Source organism: Paenibacillus sabuli, assembly GCF_014705605.1.
Taxonomy (GTDB): Bacteria; Bacillota; Bacilli; order Paenibacillales; family Paenibacillaceae; genus Paenibacillus_D; species Paenibacillus_D sabuli.
The window spans coordinates 32589-51099 of record NZ_JACXIZ010000020.1 but is presented as its reverse complement, the minus strand read 5'-3'; the positions used below and the strand labels follow the sequence as shown (position 1 = coordinate 51099).

Sequence of the window (18511 nt, the reverse complement as noted above, 5' to 3'; positions counted from 1 at the left end):
GGCACCGCTCCTTTCCGAATCTGCAGCAATATAGCGCCTTAGCGGCCCCCGCGTCTCACTGCGTCAATCGCTGCAGCAGCGCTTCGATCTCCTTGCGCCGCACCGGATTGTGCAAAAACTCCAGAATCCCCGCTGCCTCGAAGACGTCGGCGTCGGCCAGCCGGCGATCGGCAGCGAGCCCCGCCACGTACGGCTCCGTACGGCCGGCGCAGCTGCGCCGAATCCGCTCGGCGGTCTCGGCGGCGTCGCTCATGTGCAGATCCAGCAGGATCAGGCGATACCGGCCGCGCTCCAGCAGCTGCAGCGCGCGTTCCCCGCTCTCCGCCACGTCGACGGCGCAGCCGAGCTTGCCGAGCACGCTCCGGAGAATGAATTGATTGACGCGCAGCTCCTGCACGACCAGGATACGAACCCGCTCCTCCCCAGTCGCGCGCGCTTCCACCGCCGCCGCCTGCAAAGCCGGCAGCTCCACCCCGGCCGGCAGCAGCCCGGCCTCGCGGGTGGCGACCTGCTCCGGCAGCGCGACCGGCAGCATGAAGCGGAAGATCGACCCTTCGCCCTGGCGGCTCTGCACCTCGATTGACCCGCCCATCAGCTCGACCAGCTTCTTGCAGATGGCCAACCCGAGCCCGGTCCCTCCATAGGTGCGTCCCATCCCCGAATGCAGCTGCGAGAAGGAGTGGAACAACTGGTCCAGCTTGTCCTCGGGGATGCCGATGCCGGTATCCTGGACCGCAAATTCCAGAATGATCTCGTGTTCGTCGCGATATCGGATGTAGCAGGAGACGGACACGCTGCCGGCGTCGGTGAATTTGATGCCGTTGCTCACCAGGTTCACCAGTACCTGACGAAGCCGCACCGGATCGCATACGACCAGCTCCGGCACATGCGGGTCCAGCACGCACCGCAATGCGATCTGCTTGTCCGCCGCTTGCGCGGTGAACAGCTCCCGCACCGTCTCCAGCATGTCAGCCGGCCGCATCGGCTCGGCGTCGATGACCAGCTTGCCGGCCTCGACCTTGCTCAGGTCCAGAATATCGTTGAGAATATGCAACAGCGATTCGCTGCTCTGGCTGATAATCTCGGCATAGCTGCGCTGCTCGTCGTCGAGCTCGGTATCGAGCAGCAGATCGACCATGCCGACCATGCCGTTCATCGGCGTGCGCAACTCGTGACTCATCATCGAGAGGAATTCCGATTTGGCGTGATCCGCCATTTCCGCGAATTCCTTGGCGCGAATGATTTCCTTCTCGCCGGTAATGTCGCGGAAGACGACTACCGCGCCGATCGACTTGCCGTCGTCGTACAGCGGGGTTACCTCGTAATTGACGAGGAAGCTGGAGCCGTCTCTTTTCCAGAATACCGCCTCGGTCTCCCGCAGCCGCCTGCCCTCGCGTACGGCCTGAACGATCGGCGTCCGTCCCAGAATAGCCGGCGTGCCGTCGGAGGCGCTCTGTTGCAGCTGATGCAGATCCGCAGGCAGGATCGGCTCCATATAGCCGAAGCCCAGCATCGCCGCGGCCGCCGTATTCATGAAGGTCGAACGGCCGTCCGCATCGAGGCGAAAGATTCCCTCGGACAGCGAATTAAGGATCCTCTTGTGCTCGTAACTCAACTTCTCAATACGCGCCATGTAGCGCTTGCGCTCGGTCGTATCGTTGGAAATGCCGAACACGCCGACGACCTGGCCGCCGACGACGATCGGCACATTCGTCACGCTCAGCTGCAGCTGGCGGCCGTCGCGATGGACCATCTTGACCTCGTAATGCTGGGCTTCCCCCTGCGACGCGCGGGCGATATGGAGCTGCGCTCGGCTGCGATCGTGATCGCTCGCCAATTCCGCGAACGGCCGGCCGATGAGCTCCGCCTGTCCGTAGCCGCTGAGCTGCTGCAGACTGCGATTGGCGCTGAGAATCCGGCCTTCGGGGTCCATGGAATAGACCGCCGCCGGATTGTATTCGAAGAGCGACTTGTAGCGTTGCTCGCTCTCCTGGAGACTGAGGTCCAGCTGCCGCCGATCAGTCACGTCGCGGGAGATCGAGATGATCTCGCCCGAATGGCCCGTTTCGTCCTGGACGTATCGGCTCGTCGTCTCGAACCAGACATACGAGCCGTTTTTGTGCCGAAAGCGAAACACAAACGCCTCCGAGCGCCTGTCCCTCGCCAGCGACCGCAGAATGCGCGCCACGCGCGACTTGTCCTCGGGATGCAAATAATGCGTGCCCGGCGTACCGGTCAGCTCCTCGGGCGCATAGCCCAGTATGGTCCTGCACACCGGCGAGGCATACAGGAAGGTGAACGGCCGCTCTGCGCGATGACGGGAAATAAAATCATGCGAGCTCTCGGATATGATCCTGAAGTTGCGTTCATTCTGCAGCAGTCGCTGCTCCATCGCCTTTCGCTCGGTGATGTCCTGCACGATGCCGACCATCTGCAGCAGTCGGCCGGACTCGTCGACAATCGTCTCCCATTGGTTCTGCACGACCCGGACGACGCCGTCATCGGTAATGATCCGGTGCTCGATCACCGTGCTCCCCGCACGCTCCGCCGAATCGCGGAACGTCCGCCACGTCAGGTCGCGGTCGGCCGCATGCACGTAGGATAAGAAGTCGAACGCATTGTGCGGCGGGTCGCCCTTTGCATACCCGAAAATGCGGCGCGTCTGGTCGGAAGTCGTCAGCTCGCGGCTCGACGCGTCCCAATCCCATGTCCCGATGCGCCCGATCCGCTGCGCTTTGGCCAGCTTGTCTTCGCTGCGCTTGCGCTCCGTGACATTGCGCCCGACCGAAAGCACCTTCTCCATCTGATCCTGCTCGTCCCAGACGACCTGCGACCAGATCTCCAGCCACAAATAGTGGCCCGAGGTATGCCGGACCCGCCGCCGGAACATATTTTTCTCGGAGTACAGCATGCCCGGCTGCTCCATCTCGCGCACATCCGCCGGATGATAAAAGTCTGTGCGCCTGCGCCCGACCATCTCCTCGGGATGCAGGCCCAGTACCTGTTCGGCCGAGGGCGAGACATAGAGCAGCGTGCCGTCCGTCGTGCTGACGGAGATCAGATCCTGAAAATTGCGAGTCAATAAAAGCAGCAGATTACGATTGTCAAGCAGCGGGAGCTGCCAGCTCGCACCAGGCTCGGCGCGCGCCACCTCGAGCAGCAGCAGCCCTTGCCCGAGCGATGGTTCCTCCAGCGGCGACAGGCGCTGCCGAGTCAGCAACTGCCCGCCCGCCGGGCGGGTCATGACCACCTCATGTCCATCTTGCGGCGCGGCGGCGCTCAGGCAGCTCGCACAGGCCGCCTTCAGCCAGTTCGCCGCATCCTCTTGCGCATACAGCCGCCCCGGCAGCTCGCTGCCCGGCAGCAAGCCCGGCGCGCAGCCCAGCAGCGCATGCAGAGTTCGATTCGCATACACCAATTTATTATGATGCGGGTCGATGACGCCAATGCCGTTGATCGCGTGCTTGTACAACCCATCCAGCATTGCCGTACGATGCAAGTGGGAATCGGACATCTCTCCACCTCCACAGCCGTGTAAAAGACGCATATCCGCTATTTACCCGGAATACATGTCAAATAAACGCGCGCCCTGCTGCTTAAAATCATACCCAGTTCCCCTGCGGCTGTAAAGCCCTGCAAGGCGAAACGGCGCGGCCGGGCTTTTGGCGGCCGCGCTGGCTTCGTTCCGAGCAATCGAGCGCCTCGGTCCGGCGTGTGAAACGCAAGGCCCCGCTCGATTTCAAGGCGAAACGGCGCGGCCGGCCTCATGTAGATGAACGGCCAAAAGCCCGGCACCGCGCGGGGCGCGGGCCGGGCTGCTTCCCTACCTAATGAATCGTACCACGGTCGTATCCGGATCGAGCAAAACTCTTCAATAAAAATCGCCATTCGCCGGCAAACACGCGCACCAGATCCACGACTCACGAATGCAGCGCACAGACCGGCGATGGTGGCGACCTGAAGTACGGCCGGCGATGGTGGCGAGTCGTATAGCCTCACATTTTACGCTTATTTCCGCCGCTGGTGCCCATTCCACCGTTTAGCCTCGTATTTTGCGCTTATTTCCGTCTCCCGCGCGAATTCGTCCCTGTAACCTCATATTTTACGCTTAATTCCGCCGCCGGAGCATATTTCGCCGTGTAACCTCACATTTTACGCTTATTTCCACCGCCGGAGCGGATGCCGCTGTGTAGCCTCATATTTTACGCTTATTTCCGCCGCCGGAGCGGATTGGGCCGTATAAAACAACCTGCTGTCACACGGCAAGCGGCCTCTTCGTTATTGTGTTTTTAGACCTGAAACGAAATTTTGGAAGGGTACAACTAGCCTTCCCAGCCGTCAAGCGCAAGCTGGAGCAGCGCGTCCGCGGCCGCGCTCACCTGCTCCAGCTCCACCCACTCGTCGGCGGTATGGGCCTGGGCGATACTGCCGGGTCCGAATACAAGCGTCGGCACGCCTACGCGGACGAGCTTGCTGGCGTCGCTGCAGTAGGGTGCGCCGAGGATGCGTTCGGGATGGCCCGACGTCTGCAGGATGCGCGCAAACGCGCCGACTAGCGGATGCGTCGAATCGACCTCCATCGCATAATCGACGATGAACGGCTCGCTCGCAGCAATACGCAGAGGCTCAAGGCCCAGCTCTCGCACCAGCCGCTCCGCCTCCCGGCCGATCGCTCCGCACAGCTCGCGAGGCTCCATGCCGGGCGTGAGCCGGCAATCCAGGCGCGCCCTGCAGCGGTCGGCTACCGTATTGGGCGCTGTGCCGCCCTCGATCCCGGTCACGGTGAAGGTCGGCGGGCCGGTGAGCGGATGCGCCGCCCCCCAGCGCCCGTCCTCGAATTGACGGCGCAGCTCGCCCAGCACGGCGAGCAGCCCTTCGATCGCATTGACGCCGCGCTGCGGGGTGGAGGTGTGCGCAGCCCGCCCTTCGCTCTCGAGGTAGAAGCGCACCACGCCATTGTGCGCGGCGATGAGCTGCAGCTCCGTCGGCTCGCCGACGATCGCCGCATCGTAGCGGCGCCTGCGGCCGTCCGCAATCTCGTCCGCCATTGCCGCGATGCCGCGATAGGTCGTCTCCTCGTCGACGACCGCCGCGAGGTGGACGTGCGCGGCCGGCACGAGTCGACGCTCGGCCATCGTCTCCACTGCGGCCAGCATCGCGGCCAGCGAAGCCTTGGTATCGCAGGCTCCGCGTCCGTAGAGCCGGCCGTCGCGCCGCTCGGCGCCGTACGGCTCGATCGTCATGCCGTCGGTCTGGACCGTGTCCATATGCGCCTCCAGCAACAGATGGAGCGCCGAAGCGCCCGGCAGCGTGCCGATGACGTTGTCGCGGCCGGGCTCTACCGGCTGCACCTCGACTGCAAGGCCGAGCCGCCGCAAAAATTGCGCGACATAGGCCGTCACCGCGCCCTCTCCCGGCCCGCCCAGCGCAGGATTGACGCTCGGCAGGCGCACCAGTTCGCCGAGGATGTCCGCCACACGCCGCGGATCGACGCGCTCGGGTTCGGTCTCGGTTGTGCGTTCGGTTGCTCTTTCGGTTGCACTTTTTTCGGATACGCGTTCGGATTCTCGCTCAGGTTCGCGCTCGGAATGAAGATCGCTCATGCTACATATGCCCCTCTCTCACTAACTGATGGTCCGATGCCACTAACTCGCTGCGTATACCAAGTCCTTGTCCCTCCCCGCGAGGAGGGGCGCCGGAGATGGGCGGCACACGTATCGGGACCGACTACGACGGCTGTTCTGAGCCTGCGCCAGCAGCAATCGCGGCGGCACCGAGTTACGCAGGGATGCCAGCGGAACGCTCCCAAAGGGATGGCGCTAGTGTCCTCCATTCGCCGCATGACCGCAGCCGACGTGTCCGCTTGCGGACAAAAAGCGACCCGCAGCCGCCTGCGTGTGCCGACCCTCCTCCAGTGTCAGCTCGCCCCCGACAATGACGTGCGAGATGCCGCCGGGCAGCTGCTTGGGCTGCTCGAACGTCGCATGATCCTGGATCGTCGCCGGGTCGAAGACGACCAGATCGGCGGCGTAGCCGGGCACGAGCAGCCCGCGCTCGCCGAGCCGGAAGCGCTGCACCGGGAACGATGTCAGCTTGCGCACCGCCTGCTCCAGCGAGAGCGCCCGCTCCTCGCGCACGTACTTGGCGAACAAGCGTGGGAAGGAACCGTACAGCCGCGGATGCGGCTTGCCCAGGTCGCAGTGCAGGCTGTCGGAGGCAACCAGCGCATAATCCCATTGGATGACCTGGCGCACATCGTCTTCATTCATCAGGAAATAGACGATCGCGACATTGCCCGCCTCTTCGGTCAGCAGATCCATCACGCATTCGACCGGATGGCAGCCGCGCGCCGCGCTGAGCTCCGCGATGCTCCTGCCCTCCGCAGCCTGATTCGCCGCCGTCTGCACGGAAGCGATGACCACCTTGTCCCAGCCGGTGGAGCAGACCAGGTTGTCCCAGTCGTCCTGTTCCTCGCCGAGCTCGCGGATGATGCGCGCCCGCAGCGCCGGATCGCCAAAACGCGCCAGCGTGGCGTCGATGCCGCCCTCCAGCGTCCAGGGTGGCAGCACGGTCGTCAGCATCGTCGAGCTGGCGGCATACGGATAGACGTCGCAGGTGACGTCCATGCCGCGCGCCCGCGCATCCGCCATGATTTCCATCGCTTCGAGGACGAGTCCCCAGTTGCGGCGGCCTGCCGCCTTCAGATGACTCACGTGAAGCGGCACGCCCGCGCGCTCGGCGACCCAGATGACCTCGCGCAGCGAGGCGATCAGATGGCTGCCCTCACCGCGGATGTGGGTGGACAGCAGACCGCCATAGGCCGGCAGCACCTCGCACAGCTCGGCCAGCTCCTCCTTGGTCGCATAGCTGCCGGGCGCATACAGGAGGCCGATCGACAGGCCGATCGCCCCCGCCTGCATGCCCTCCTCCAGCATCGCGCGCATGCGCGCCATATCCGCCTTGGTCGGAGGACGATCCTCGAAGCCCATAGCGGCAATGCGCAGCGCGCCATGCGGCACATAGGTGGACAGATTCTCGGACGGCCGCACCGCTTCGACGGCGCGCCTATACTGCGCGAGCGTCTCCCACGACCAGTCGTGACGATGCAGCTCGCCGAGCACCGGCTGTATGTACTGCTTCAATTGCGCGGCGAACGGCGCGCCGAGCGGCGCCGGCCCGAGGCCGCAGTTGCCGATGACCTCGGTCGTGACGCCCTGGCTCAGCTTGATCGTGCTGTCCGGGTAATTCATGATCATGAGATCAGAATGGCAGTGCCCGTCGATGAAGCCCGGCGCCACCACGCGCCCCTTGGCGTCGAGACGGCGTGCGGCTTCTTGCTCGATCCGGCCGACCGCCGCGATTTTGCCGTCCTTGACCGCGACATCCCCGTAGTACCAGGGATTGCCCGAGCCGTCGGCAATTTTGCCGTTTTTGATAATCAGATCCAGCATGTTGGCGCCTCTCCTTCCAATCGATCAGTCTAGGTGATCGCACCGCGCGCCGCAACCGGCAGCTCGCGCATCTGTCCGCCGTCTTGCAAATACACCCGGCTATGCAGATTGACCGTGCTGCAGATGTGATTCGGGATAATGTGCAGCACATCGCCTACCCTGAGAGGCGATGCCTCCGGCACGCGCACCATGCCGTGCTCTTCCGACACCCGCTCCAGCACGGCGTCCGGCTCTTCGAGAATGTGGCCGTAGCCGATCAGATGGAGCGGCGGCGCGCCCGGTCCGACATCGGTGGCGAACGTCTTGCTTCCGCCGTCGACGACGAGCCTGCCCGGCTCCGGCCGGCTCACGACCGTGACGCGCACCGCGGCGGCGCATTCGTCCAGCGTACAGGAGCCGAGCACGGCTTGCATGCGGTCATAATACACATAGGTGCCGGGACGCACCTCGGTGACGCCCGGCACGCGGGCGGCATATTCAGCGGTCGGGGTCGAGCCGACGCTGACGTCGCGCACCTCTAGACCGGCGGCTCGCATACGCTCTGCGAGCTCGACCATCAGGCGCCCCTCCTCCAGACCGGCCGCTTCGAGCTCGAGGGTCGGCGCCCCGTTCATGAAGAAGCCGCGGAATGTATAGATGCCGCGGAATTGCAGGCCCTCCAGCTTGGCGATCGCTGCCGCCAACTCCAGCGCATGGTCGTACGGCACGCCCGTGCGGCCGAAGCCGAGGTCGACTTCAAGACGCACCTGCAAAGGCACGCCGCGGCGCAGGGCCGTCTCGTTCATCGCCGTCGCGCCTTCGAGGCTGTCTACGCCGGCAATCACATTGATGCGTCTGCTCAACGTCGCCAGGCGCTCCAGCTTCGCCTCCGTGACAATGGGATAAGCGATGAAAATATCGTCGATGCCCTGCTCCGCCATGATCTCGGCTTCGGCCAGCTTGGCTGTCGTGATGCCCTTGCTGCCAGCGCCAATTTGAAGCCTGGCGATCTCGGGCAGTTTGTGCGTCTTCGCGTGCGGCCGCAGCGCCACGCCGCATGCTGCAGCGATGCCGGCCATCTTGGCGATATTGCGCCGCACCTGCCCCTCTTCAATGATAAGTGCCGGGGTCTCCAAATTCATGAAGTCAGCTCCTTCCGATTACTTTTTCACGCTATTGGGCTTATTCCGACCGGGCGCGTACGATGTTAATTGGACTGTGCGGACCTTTCGAGCGATCACTGGCGGCATTGGCTCCAATGGCAGCATTGGCTTTACATACTGCACTAGTTCCAATTGCTACACATGCTCTACTTGCTGCCCTTGCTGCCCTTGCTGTCCTTACTTCACTTGCTGCCCTTGCTTCCCTTGCCGCCCTTACTTCGCTTGCTCTACCTGCTTCACTTGCTGCACATGCTCCACTTAGGATCCTCCACGAAAATAACCAGAGTCAGCTCATCCATCAGGCGGGTAAACGGACTCACCTCAGCTAACGGTTGCCAGCGCGCTTATTTCGATCGATTTCAGGCGATTTCCAGGCTAGCGGTTACTACAGCGCTTATTTGGCCTCAATCGCGTTTTTCGATGGATTTCAAGAAAATAAGACCTGTGGCAACCGTTACAATGCAATCGACGCTTTTTTGGGCGCAATAGCCGCTGTGGCAACCGTTAGGTTCGTTGGCGGATGCTGAAGGGATAGAGACGGTTTCAATCGCACCAGGTTATTCTGTAATGGACACTTCCTGCACATGCTCTACTTGCTGCATTGGCACTGGCTATGAATATAATTGTAACATATCTGTTCGACTATGTTCGACAAATCCAGATTTATGCACGTTCCAATCATACCGTCCATTTCCCTTTTCAAACTCACCTGCACGCGCAGTTCCTGCACCGATAGACGCACGGCCGATCAACCACCGTCAAGCAGCGAACCTCCTTGCGCCAAGGGCGTCACAATGCTCGCTGTGCTCAAAATGCGCATTGAGCTAAGACTCCGCACTTTGCCAAGACTGCGCACTTTGCGCAGTCCCTGATCCACGACGCACGATCGGTCGACCACCAAGTGGCCGACCAACCGCCGTCCCAGGAGCTACTCCACGTCGATCTGCGACTCGTCAGGCCGATACACGCTGTGCAGAGCGCCGTCTGCGCGGGTCGCGAACAACACGGCCCGCTCCGCCGGCAGGCGGAAGGCATAGCGGCGACCGGTCGCGCGATCGCGCACGGCAATCGCATGCGGGCGCGCCGATTCCGAGACGAAGGTGAACAATGCCGCTCCGTCAGCCATCGTCAGCTTGCGGCCATATACGCCGGGCTGCTCGCCGCCGGACTCCCACTCCAGCTCCGGCTCCACGCCGGCCGCGCCCAGCGCATGCCGGTACAGCGCTTCGAGCGCGTCGTCCGACTCGGACAGCTCGATCGGCAGCGGGCACCAGATCAGACGGCCCTTGCCCAGCTCCAGCTCTGTGAGACGGGTGAGGCCTTCCTCGGAGTCTATCTCGCCAGCCATATGGGATTGGCTGTCCGGCTCTTGCCGGCCTCCAGCAGCCGCCCCGCCGGCCAGCGCATCTTGCTGCCCGGCGCCGGGCGCTGCCGCTTGCTGCCCTTTAGCCGCCCGAAGCCCATGCTCGCCTGCATTCGCCTGCCCACGCTCGCCTGCGACGGCCGTAGCATCCGATACCTCCAGTGGCTGCACTTGCACTTCCTCAGGCTGCAGCCGCACTTCCTTGGCGACCTCCGAGATGCGGATGCGCGGGAAGCCGACGGTGTACGTGCGATCGCCGAGCGCCAGCGCTTCCTCGCGGCGCACATTGCGCTGCGCCAGCGGCCCGAGCAACTCGGCTGCCGCATCGTCGGCGCGCCAGTACGGATCGAGCCCGATCGGCCCGGTGTAGAGCAGCGTGCCGCCGCTATGCCGCACATGGTTCAGCAGCGTCCGCAGCGCCTCGCGGCTGAAGTTGTGCGGGCTCGGCACCAGGATGAGCCGCGGCGGATTGCCCCCTGCCGTCAGCTCGTCCAGCTGGTACTCGCCGTATGCGCGATACGGCAGCTTGAAGCGGTAGCTGAGCATGCGGCTCAGCTTCATCGTCGCGTCCTGGACCAGCTTGCGCGTGGAGAAGTCATTGGAATACGGGAACACGACCGCGATCTCCTCCAGCCGGCGCTCACCGAACAACTCGCGCATCCCGCCGATGAAGGCGCCGAAATCATACGACACCTCGGCCTCCGGCTTCTCCGTGCCGTCGGCGCGCAGCGCGCCGATATTCGACTCGTTGACATTGTTCATATAGTAGTTCGTATTCCAGATCCACTGCACCGCGCCCGCCCCGGCTACGGCGAAGGCATAGGCGTACTTGCGCTCCAGGATCGCGTGCAGCTCTTGCTCGCTGCGCTTGGACTTGCCCTCCGGCGTCTCGACATGCATGATCCCCGTCTCCTGCACGAGGTTCGGCTTACCGTGCGTCTTGGTGAACGCGCTGTCCCAGACGAGATGATCGAGCTGCCACCACGAATGCACCGTCGTATAGTCGACCGCCTCGCCGTAGAAGAACGGCGTCGGACGCTGGCTGCACAGCCCCTCGTCCTGCCCGACCGTCACGAGCTGACGCGGCTGGAAGGCGCGGATCGTCGCCGTCAGATCGGCCGCCCACTCGTTGTGCATCGCCATCGTGAACAGCGTGTAGTCGAGCCACACCGCATTCTTCTTGGGATGAATCGACGTCGGCTTGAAGACGACGTCGGTGTCGCGCGGCGGCATCGCCGCCTCGAAGTCCGGCAGCTCCTCCGGCGTCATGTTCCAGCGCGCCTGCAGCTCGCGGATGTCGTCGCCGTGACGCGCGCGCAGCCAGTCGGCATACGCCTGGCGCTCGTACGGATCGCGCACCGTCTGCGGGCCGCTGAAGATCCGGTCCGGGTGGAACAGCGACGGCTCGTTGATCAGGTCCCAATGCACATGCGTCGAATCGGCGTGACGCCGCACGATCGCCGCGCAGAAGCGCTTCTGCGCCGCCCGGCTGCGCGGGTCGAGGTACGGATTGGCCCCCTCCCACGCCTCCGGCGCGAAGGAGAAGAACGTGAAGGTGACCTCGAGGCCGTGCCGCTTGGCAGTCAGGAAGAAGGCGTCGATCGCCCGCAGCACCTCGTCGTACGGATGGCCGTCGATGAACATCATCTGCCGGTACGCCGTCCAGATGCCGGTCCGCACGTAATTGATGCCCGCCGCCTTCATCTGCGCCATGTCGCGCTCCCACACGTTCACATTGGGCAGCAGCAGGAACTTGCGCGCGACGTCGGAGGTCATATAGGTCATGCCGACGATCGGGAACGGCTTGCCGTCGCGGTAGAAATAATCGCGGCCCGCGCGCAGGTAATCGCCCGCCTGCAGCAGCGCCCGGTCCATGCCCCAGTAGCCCTGACGCAGCACGCGGCGCTCGCCGTCCGCCGCCTCGCAGACGCACTCGACCGCATACAGGCCCGGCTCGATGTCGACCGGCACGACGAGCTGCGCACTGACCTGATCCGCCGCATCCGCGAGCCGCGCTTCGCCGGACCAGAGCGCCGTTGCGGCAGCGGCCTGTCCAGCCCCGCCCATCGCTGCGCGCTCGCCAGCCTCGGCCGTTGCGCGCTGCGCTGTCGGTCCGTTATGCGGCGGCGCCTCCTCTACGGCCGCTGCGCGAGTCGCCGCGTCCCCGCTGTACGCCGTCTCCACGGCCGTCTCCGCGCTCGACTCGACGCGCCGCACCTGCAGCGCGAAGCGCCATGCGCGCTTGGCGCCGCCGCGGCGCGCGCCGGTGCGCCCGAGCGTCTGCAGCAGGATCGTCAGCGCAGCGCGCTCGCCCGGCTCGTAGCAAGCGCTGCTCGGCTTGAGCCACAGCTCGGTGACACCGCTGGCGCAATACGTCGCACAGTCGCCGAGCAGCTCGACGAGCTCGCCCGATTGCCAGCAGCCGCGCTCCGGCACGCGATGCAGGAAGATCCAGCGGCCGCCGCTGTATGCGCCCTTGGTGTGCTCGAGCAGCACCGCCGGGGCGGCGACCTCGCGGCCGCCCGCCGCTACCGCTGTCAGCAGCGGGTAAATGTGCGCGTCCATCGGACCGCTCGTCCCGCCCTCGCGCGGATGATCGTCGAGCGTCGTCGCATGCAGGACGAGGCTCTTGGTCGGCCCGATGCCGAGCACATGCTCGCGGCCGGCGAGCAACGGGATCGTATCCGAGGCGCGATAGCGCACCGCCGGACGCCCCTGCGCCTCCACGACCTGGTGGATGCCCAGGGTCTGGTGATAGCCTGTCTGCTCCGGCTCGCAGCGCCAGACGCCGTCCGCAGACCGATACACCGGGACGCGCACCGGCGCCCCGCCCAGATGGACGAAGCCGCCGCCGCGCCGGAGGTGGCCGGCGATGGCGGACCAGGCTGCCTTGGGGAAGTAGGCGCCGTGCAGTTGGATCAGGACGTCTGCCGCTGCCAGCGTCTCCGCCAGCGCGTCCGCGTCCACGATCTTGCCGAGCCGCGCCAGCGTCTGCAGCGTCTCCTCGGCGGGGCGCTCTCCGTCGTACGGGAAGGTCGGATCATAAAAAATAACTGTCGTCATGCGTTACGTCTCCTCTCGGGGTGCCAGTACGCCGCTCTCCAGCAGCTCGCGGACGAAGCGCGCGAACAGACTGTTGGACCAGGCGAACCAGGGGCGCGTATAGACGGAAGGGTCGTCGGCGTGAAAGCCCTCGTGCATGAACCCGGTGCCGGCGTCGGTCCGCTCCAGCAGCTCCAGCACGCGCAGCTGCTCCTCCTGCGATTCTGCGGTCAAGCCCTGCATCGAAAGCGCCATATGCCAGATGTAGCGCTCCGGGGTATGCGGGCTGCCGATGCCGGAGGCGGCGCGCCCCTCATAGTAATACGGGTTGGCCGCGCTCAGCGCGAAGCGGCGCGTATTGCGATAGATCGGGTCGTCCGCGCCTGCGTAGCCGATGTACGGAATCGAGAGCAGACCGGGCGTGCCCGCGTCGTCGAGCAGACAGTGATGGCCAAGCCCGTCGGTCTCGTAGGCGTAGATCTCCCCGAATTCGGGATGCGAGACGATGCCGTACGCGCGAATGCCCGCATCGATCTCGCGCTCCAGCGTCTGCACCCGCTCCAGCTCGTCCGCTGGTGCGCCCCAGGCCTGCATCATCTCCTGCAGCTGGCGCAGCGCCACGACGGCCATCATGTTGGACGGGATGTGGTAGTGGTACGCGCAGGCGTCGTCGCTCGGACGGAAGCCCGACCATACCATGCCCGTATACCCGACCGGCGTGCCTGCCCCGTCGTGGGCGAGCGTGTCGAGCGCGGGGCAGTTCGTGCGCATGAAGCGATAGGTCGAGCGCTCGGCATGATGCTGCTCGATCCCGAACAGCCGTACGACAGCCCCCATCGCCGCGCGCAGCGGCTCGTCGAACACCGACGCGTCGTCCGTCGCTTTCCAGTAGTGATAGGCGAGCCGCACGCTGAAGCACGGCGAGTCCAGCTCGAACTTGCGCTCCCACACCCAGCCGGACATGTCGGTCTGGTCATGGGCATCCCAGTGATTGCCGTTATCCGCTTCGTTGAAGGCATTGGCGTACGGATCGTGCAGCAGGCAGACCGCGTGACGACGCACGAGTCCGCGCAGCAGATTGCGCAGCGCCTCGTCCTCCCGGGCGAACGGCATATAATGCATCACCTGCTCGACCGAGTCGCGCAGCCACATCGCGGGGATATCGCCGGTGATGACGAACGTCGTGCCGTCGTCCATTCGCTTCGTCGTCGTCTGCAGCGTATTGGGGAAGCAGTTGGCGTACAGCCGCTGCAGCGCCGGCCGGCCCGTCAGCCGCTCGCGCGCCGCAGTCAGCTCCGCCGCGATCGACGGCGGCAGCGGCAAGTCGGGCATCTCAATCGTAGGCAGCTTGAATCTCGAATCCATGTGGCATTATCGCTCCTCTCTGTTGTCTTCCTATTATTCAGCCGGCCTATGATTCAGCCGGCGCTGACGCGCAGCGCCGCTTCCCGTCCGCTCGCGGACGAGCCCCCGACCCGGATGACGAATTCGCCCGGCTCGACGACCGGACGCAGCTCGCGGTCCAGCATCTGCAATTGCTCCGCGCCGAGTGCAAAGCGCACTGTCGCCCGCTCGCCCGGTTGCAGCTGTACCTTGACAAAACCCTTGAGCTCGCGCTCGGGACGCGCGAACGAGGCGATGACGTCGGTGACGTACAACTGGACGACCTCGGCCCCGGCCACAGCGCCGGTGTTGGTCACCTCGACGACCGCCTCCGTGACGCCGTCCGCCGCGATCTCGGCTGCGCCCAGGCGCAGCTCGCCGTATTCGAACGTCGTGTAGCTGAGTCCGTGGCCGAACGGGTAGCGCGGCGACATGTCCGTCTCCAGATAACGGCCGCGCGTGCGCTTGTTGTTGTAGACGAGCGGCACTTGGCCGGCATGACGCGGGATCGAGACCGTCAGCTTGCCCGACGGATTGACGCGGCCGAGCAGCAGATCGGCGATCGCATGGCCGCCTTCCTGTCCGGGATACCAGGCCTCGAGGATCGCATCGGCATGCGCGTCGATCCACGGCTCGACAATCGGGCGACCGTTGATATAGACGACGATCAACGGCTTGTCCAGCTCGCGAATCGCTTGCGCCAGCTCCAGCTGCACGCCGGACAGCGCCAGCGCGGCGCGGTCGATGCCTTCGCCGCAGTCCATATCGTGCTCGGCATTGCCGGTCACGACCGAGGCGCCGGTGCGCAGGTCGATGCTGCCCTCGCCGAAGTCGCGACCGCTGGATCCGCCCAGCACGAGCACGATCGCTTCGGCGTCCGCCGCACAGGCGAGCGCCTGCTCGAAGCCCTCGCGCGATTGCCCGCGCACGCGGCAGCCGGGAGCGTAGCGCACGTCGCAGCCGCTCGGCTCCAGCTGCGCCCGCAGGCCGTCCAGCACAGTCGCCACTCGGCCCGGCGGCTGCGGCGAAGTATAGTCGCCGAGCTGATGATAGCCGCGGTCGGCATTCGGACCGATGACCGCCAGCTTGCGCAGCGACGGCGCCAGCGGCAGCGCCGCGCGCTCGTTCTTGAGCAGCACCGCCCCCTCGGCCGCCACCTCGCGGGCGATACCGCGATGCGCGTCCGAGCCGATGACCTGCGCCGCACGCTCCGGATCGGCATACGGCTGCTCGAACAGACCGAGACGCAGCTTGGCGATCAGGATCGCCCGTACCGCCGCGTCGAGCTCGGCGGTCGTGATCAGGCCGCGTTCCAGCGCGCCCTTGAGATGCTTGGCGAACATGACGCCGCTCATCTCCATGTCGACGCCCGCACGCATCGACAGCGCGCTCGCGTGCGCGCCGTCCTCGGCGACGTTGTGCCCCTTGTGCAACATATTGATCGCACCGCAGTCGGTGATGACGAAGCCGTCGAAGCCCCACTGCTTGCGCAGCACGTCGGTCAGCAAATAACGGTTCGACGTGCAAGGGATGCCGTCGACCTCGTTGTAGGCCGGCATCACCGACATCGCCCCCGCCAGCACGGCACGGCGGAACGGCTCCAGGTCAATCTCGTGCAGCTCGCGCATGCCGATGTGGGCCGGCGCGCCGTTGCGCCCGCCCTCCGTCGCGCCGTAGGCGACGTAGTGCTTGAGCGTCACGCCGATACTGCCAAGTCCGTCCAGCCGCTCGCCCTGCATACTGCGTACCGCCGTCTCGCCGAATACGCCGACCAGATACGGGTCCTCGGCGAAATTCTCCTCCGTCCGGCCCCAGCGTGGATCGCGCACGACGTCCAGCACCGGCGAGTACGTCATCGAGCCGCCCTGGCTGCGCGTCTCCAGCGCCACGGCCCGGCACATGCGAGCGTACAGCTCCGTGTTCCAGGTCGAGCCGATCGTCAGGGGCACCGGGAACACCGTCGCCCCGATCGCCATGTGGCCGTGCGAGCACTCCTCGCCGATGATGAGCGGGATGCCCAGGCGCGACTGCTCGATCGCGCAGCGCTGCAGCCGATTGACGGCCTCCGCACCGGCGCGAGGCGAGAGCCCGGTCTCCAGCGTCACCTTGGTCCAGGGATCGGCCCGCAGCGTGCCGTAGAGCGCGCCGATTTCGCCGCGCCGCACCGCCTCGACGAAGCTCGCCTCCAGCTCGACCGTCTCGCCCGCGCGACGGTAGGTCTGCCAGCCGAACAATTGCACGGTCTGCCCGATCTTCTCGTCCGCGGTCATGCGCGCCAGCAGGTCGTCCGCCCGCTCCTGCGGGGAGCGCGACGCGTCTTTATAGATTGCTTGATCTGATTCGGCCATGTTGTCCGTTCACTCCTTGTCGGCCCTCTAGGGCCCGATTCTAAAACGAGGCTGCCGCCTGTCGCCAGGGACAACCTCGTCGTATGCTGTTTCCTGCGCGCATGCGCGCGCTGTTTATCGCAGTCGGGGCCGTGATTTATTGCGACGCCTGCCATTCGGAGAATTGCTTCTCGTATTCGGCGACGACCGCATCGAGTCCAGCGGCTTTCATGTTGGACAGCGCGCCCGCGAACGCTTTGTCATAGCTCACGACGCCGTACATCAACGGCAGGATGCTCGTCTTCATCTCAGCTACGACGTTGGCGTACTCGGAGCTCACCTGCGTCGGATCGAAGTTGAAGCCGATCGTCACGCTGTTGGTGACGTCCGCCGGATCGGCGATCGTCGTGCGGCGCTCCAGCCGTTCCTTGTCGTACGAGGTCGGATAGCGGTTCATCTCGACGTGACCGAGCAGCCACATCGGCAGCTCGTACGCCGATCCGCCGTTGGAGCCCAGCTTGAGCGTCTCGCGCAGATTGTCGCCGGCGTCTTCCCAATGCTCGCCCTCGACGCCGTACAGCACAAGATCGAAGTTCTCCTGGCTGCCGTATACCCAGTTCAGGAACTGGATGGCCGCTTCCGGATGCGGGCTCGTCGCGGAGATGCCGTTGGAATTGCGCACCGCATACGAGCGGAAGCGCGGCTGCTCTTCCAGGCTGTTCAGGAAGTAGATGTCCAGCTCGGCTTCGGGGAAGCGCTGCATCGCTTCCGGGCCGAGACCGACGTCGCCCTGGCGGTACAGGTAACGGCCCGCCAGCTCCTCGCGGTTCATGACGTCGTCCGGCACCGTCAGCACGTCCGGATGAATCAGGCCGCGCTCGTACGCTTCACGGGCATAATCCACGTCCTGCTTGAACTCGTCCGTCTCCAGCCACGATTCGACGTTGCCCTCCTGGTCGATGTAGACCATGTTTTCGAATACGGTGAACGGATAGGTCTCGTAGGTGCGATGCAGGTAATAAGCAGGCTCCTCGAGCATTTTGATGTATACGTTCTTATCGTCCTCCGGCCAATTCGTCTTCAGCGTCTCCGTGACGTCGAGCAGCTCGGCAGGCGAGGTCGGCGCCTGCAGGCCGTTTTCGGCCAGCAGATCGGCGCGCATCGTGATCATGCCGTCGTTGAACGCCGTATCCGACCAGAAGTTCGGGACGGAGTACGTCTCGCCCTTCACCTTCGCGGATTCCCAGATCCATTCCGGCATCGCCGCCTTGAGATCGGCGCCGTATTCGTCCAGCAGCTCGTCGATTGCCACGAGACCGCCGTTGCCGACGAGCACGTTCGGGCTCTTGATGTCATGCATGATGGCGATCATTTCGAATTCTTCGCCGGTCGACATCATCAGATTCGTTTTTTGATCCCATACGTCCCACGGAATATAGGTTGGCTCATAGGTCAGGTTGACGCCGTCGGCTGCCATCTTCTCGTTGATCGCGGCGACGACCGTATCCAGATCCTCGGGCGCATTGCCCGGCAGCAGATAGCGGACCGGCAATTTCTCCCCGGATGCGGCGCCGTTATTTCCGGCCGCGCCTTCCGAGCCCGCGTTGTTGCCGGCGTTCGTATTGTCTCCCGTCGAGCATGCGGCGAGCATGGCGGCGACCGTCGTCAGCATTAGTGACATCTTCGCCAGCTTTTTTGCTTTCATGTAAGACCAACTCCCTTTTCCCCGTAATGTTGCGGACGAGCAATCCCGTTCGACTCCTTCAGGATACGGGACGTTTCGGGCAGACGTAAACTTTAATA

General features: G+C 64.7%; 8 protein-coding genes. All 8 read right to left on the bottom strand.

Annotated features, from left to right (window positions below):
* Positions 1–55: 55 nt before the first annotated feature.
* The 8 genes from IDH44_RS12285 to IDH44_RS12250 all read right to left on the bottom strand — a co-directional run bounded on the left by IDH44_RS12285 (position 56) and on the right by IDH44_RS12250 (position 18413).
* Positions 56–3514, bottom strand: a complete 3459-nt coding sequence (locus IDH44_RS12285; RefSeq protein ID WP_190918054.1) for a PAS domain S-box protein — start codon at positions 3512–3514, stop codon at positions 56–58.
* A gap of 808 nt (positions 3515–4322) precedes the next feature.
* Entirely contained in the window at positions 4323–5603 is a 1281-nt protein-coding gene (locus IDH44_RS12280; RefSeq protein ID WP_190918052.1) for a M20 family metallopeptidase, read from the bottom strand.
* 216 nt (positions 5604–5819) lie between these two features.
* Positions 5820–7451: an N-acyl-D-amino-acid deacylase family protein gene (locus IDH44_RS12275; protein WP_190918050.1), complete on the bottom strand. Its 1632-nt coding sequence runs from the start codon at positions 7449–7451 to the stop codon at positions 5820–5822.
* A 29-nt stretch (positions 7452–7480) separates the two neighbouring features.
* Positions 7481–8572 (bottom strand): alanine racemase, encoded by a 1092-nt coding sequence (locus IDH44_RS12270; RefSeq protein WP_190918048.1) that lies wholly within the window; start codon positions 8570–8572, stop codon positions 7481–7483.
* 949 nt (positions 8573–9521) lie between these two features.
* Entirely contained in the window at positions 9522–13019 is a 3498-nt protein-coding gene (locus IDH44_RS12265; RefSeq protein WP_223869617.1) for a beta-galactosidase, read from the bottom strand.
* Between the two features lie 3 nt (positions 13020–13022).
* Positions 13023–14363 (bottom strand): glycoside hydrolase family 125 protein, encoded by a 1341-nt coding sequence (locus IDH44_RS12260; protein WP_190918046.1) that lies wholly within the window; start codon positions 14361–14363, stop codon positions 13023–13025.
* A gap of 53 nt (positions 14364–14416) precedes the next feature.
* Positions 14417–16729 (bottom strand): glycoside hydrolase family 3 N-terminal domain-containing protein, encoded by a 2313-nt coding sequence (locus IDH44_RS12255; protein WP_190918043.1) that lies wholly within the window; start codon positions 16727–16729, stop codon positions 14417–14419.
* A gap of 136 nt (positions 16730–16865) precedes the next feature.
* Positions 16866–18413, bottom strand: coding sequence for an extracellular solute-binding protein (locus IDH44_RS12250; RefSeq protein ID WP_190918041.1), 1548 nt, complete (start codon positions 18411–18413; stop codon positions 16866–16868).
* Positions 18414–18511 lie beyond the last annotated feature (98 nt).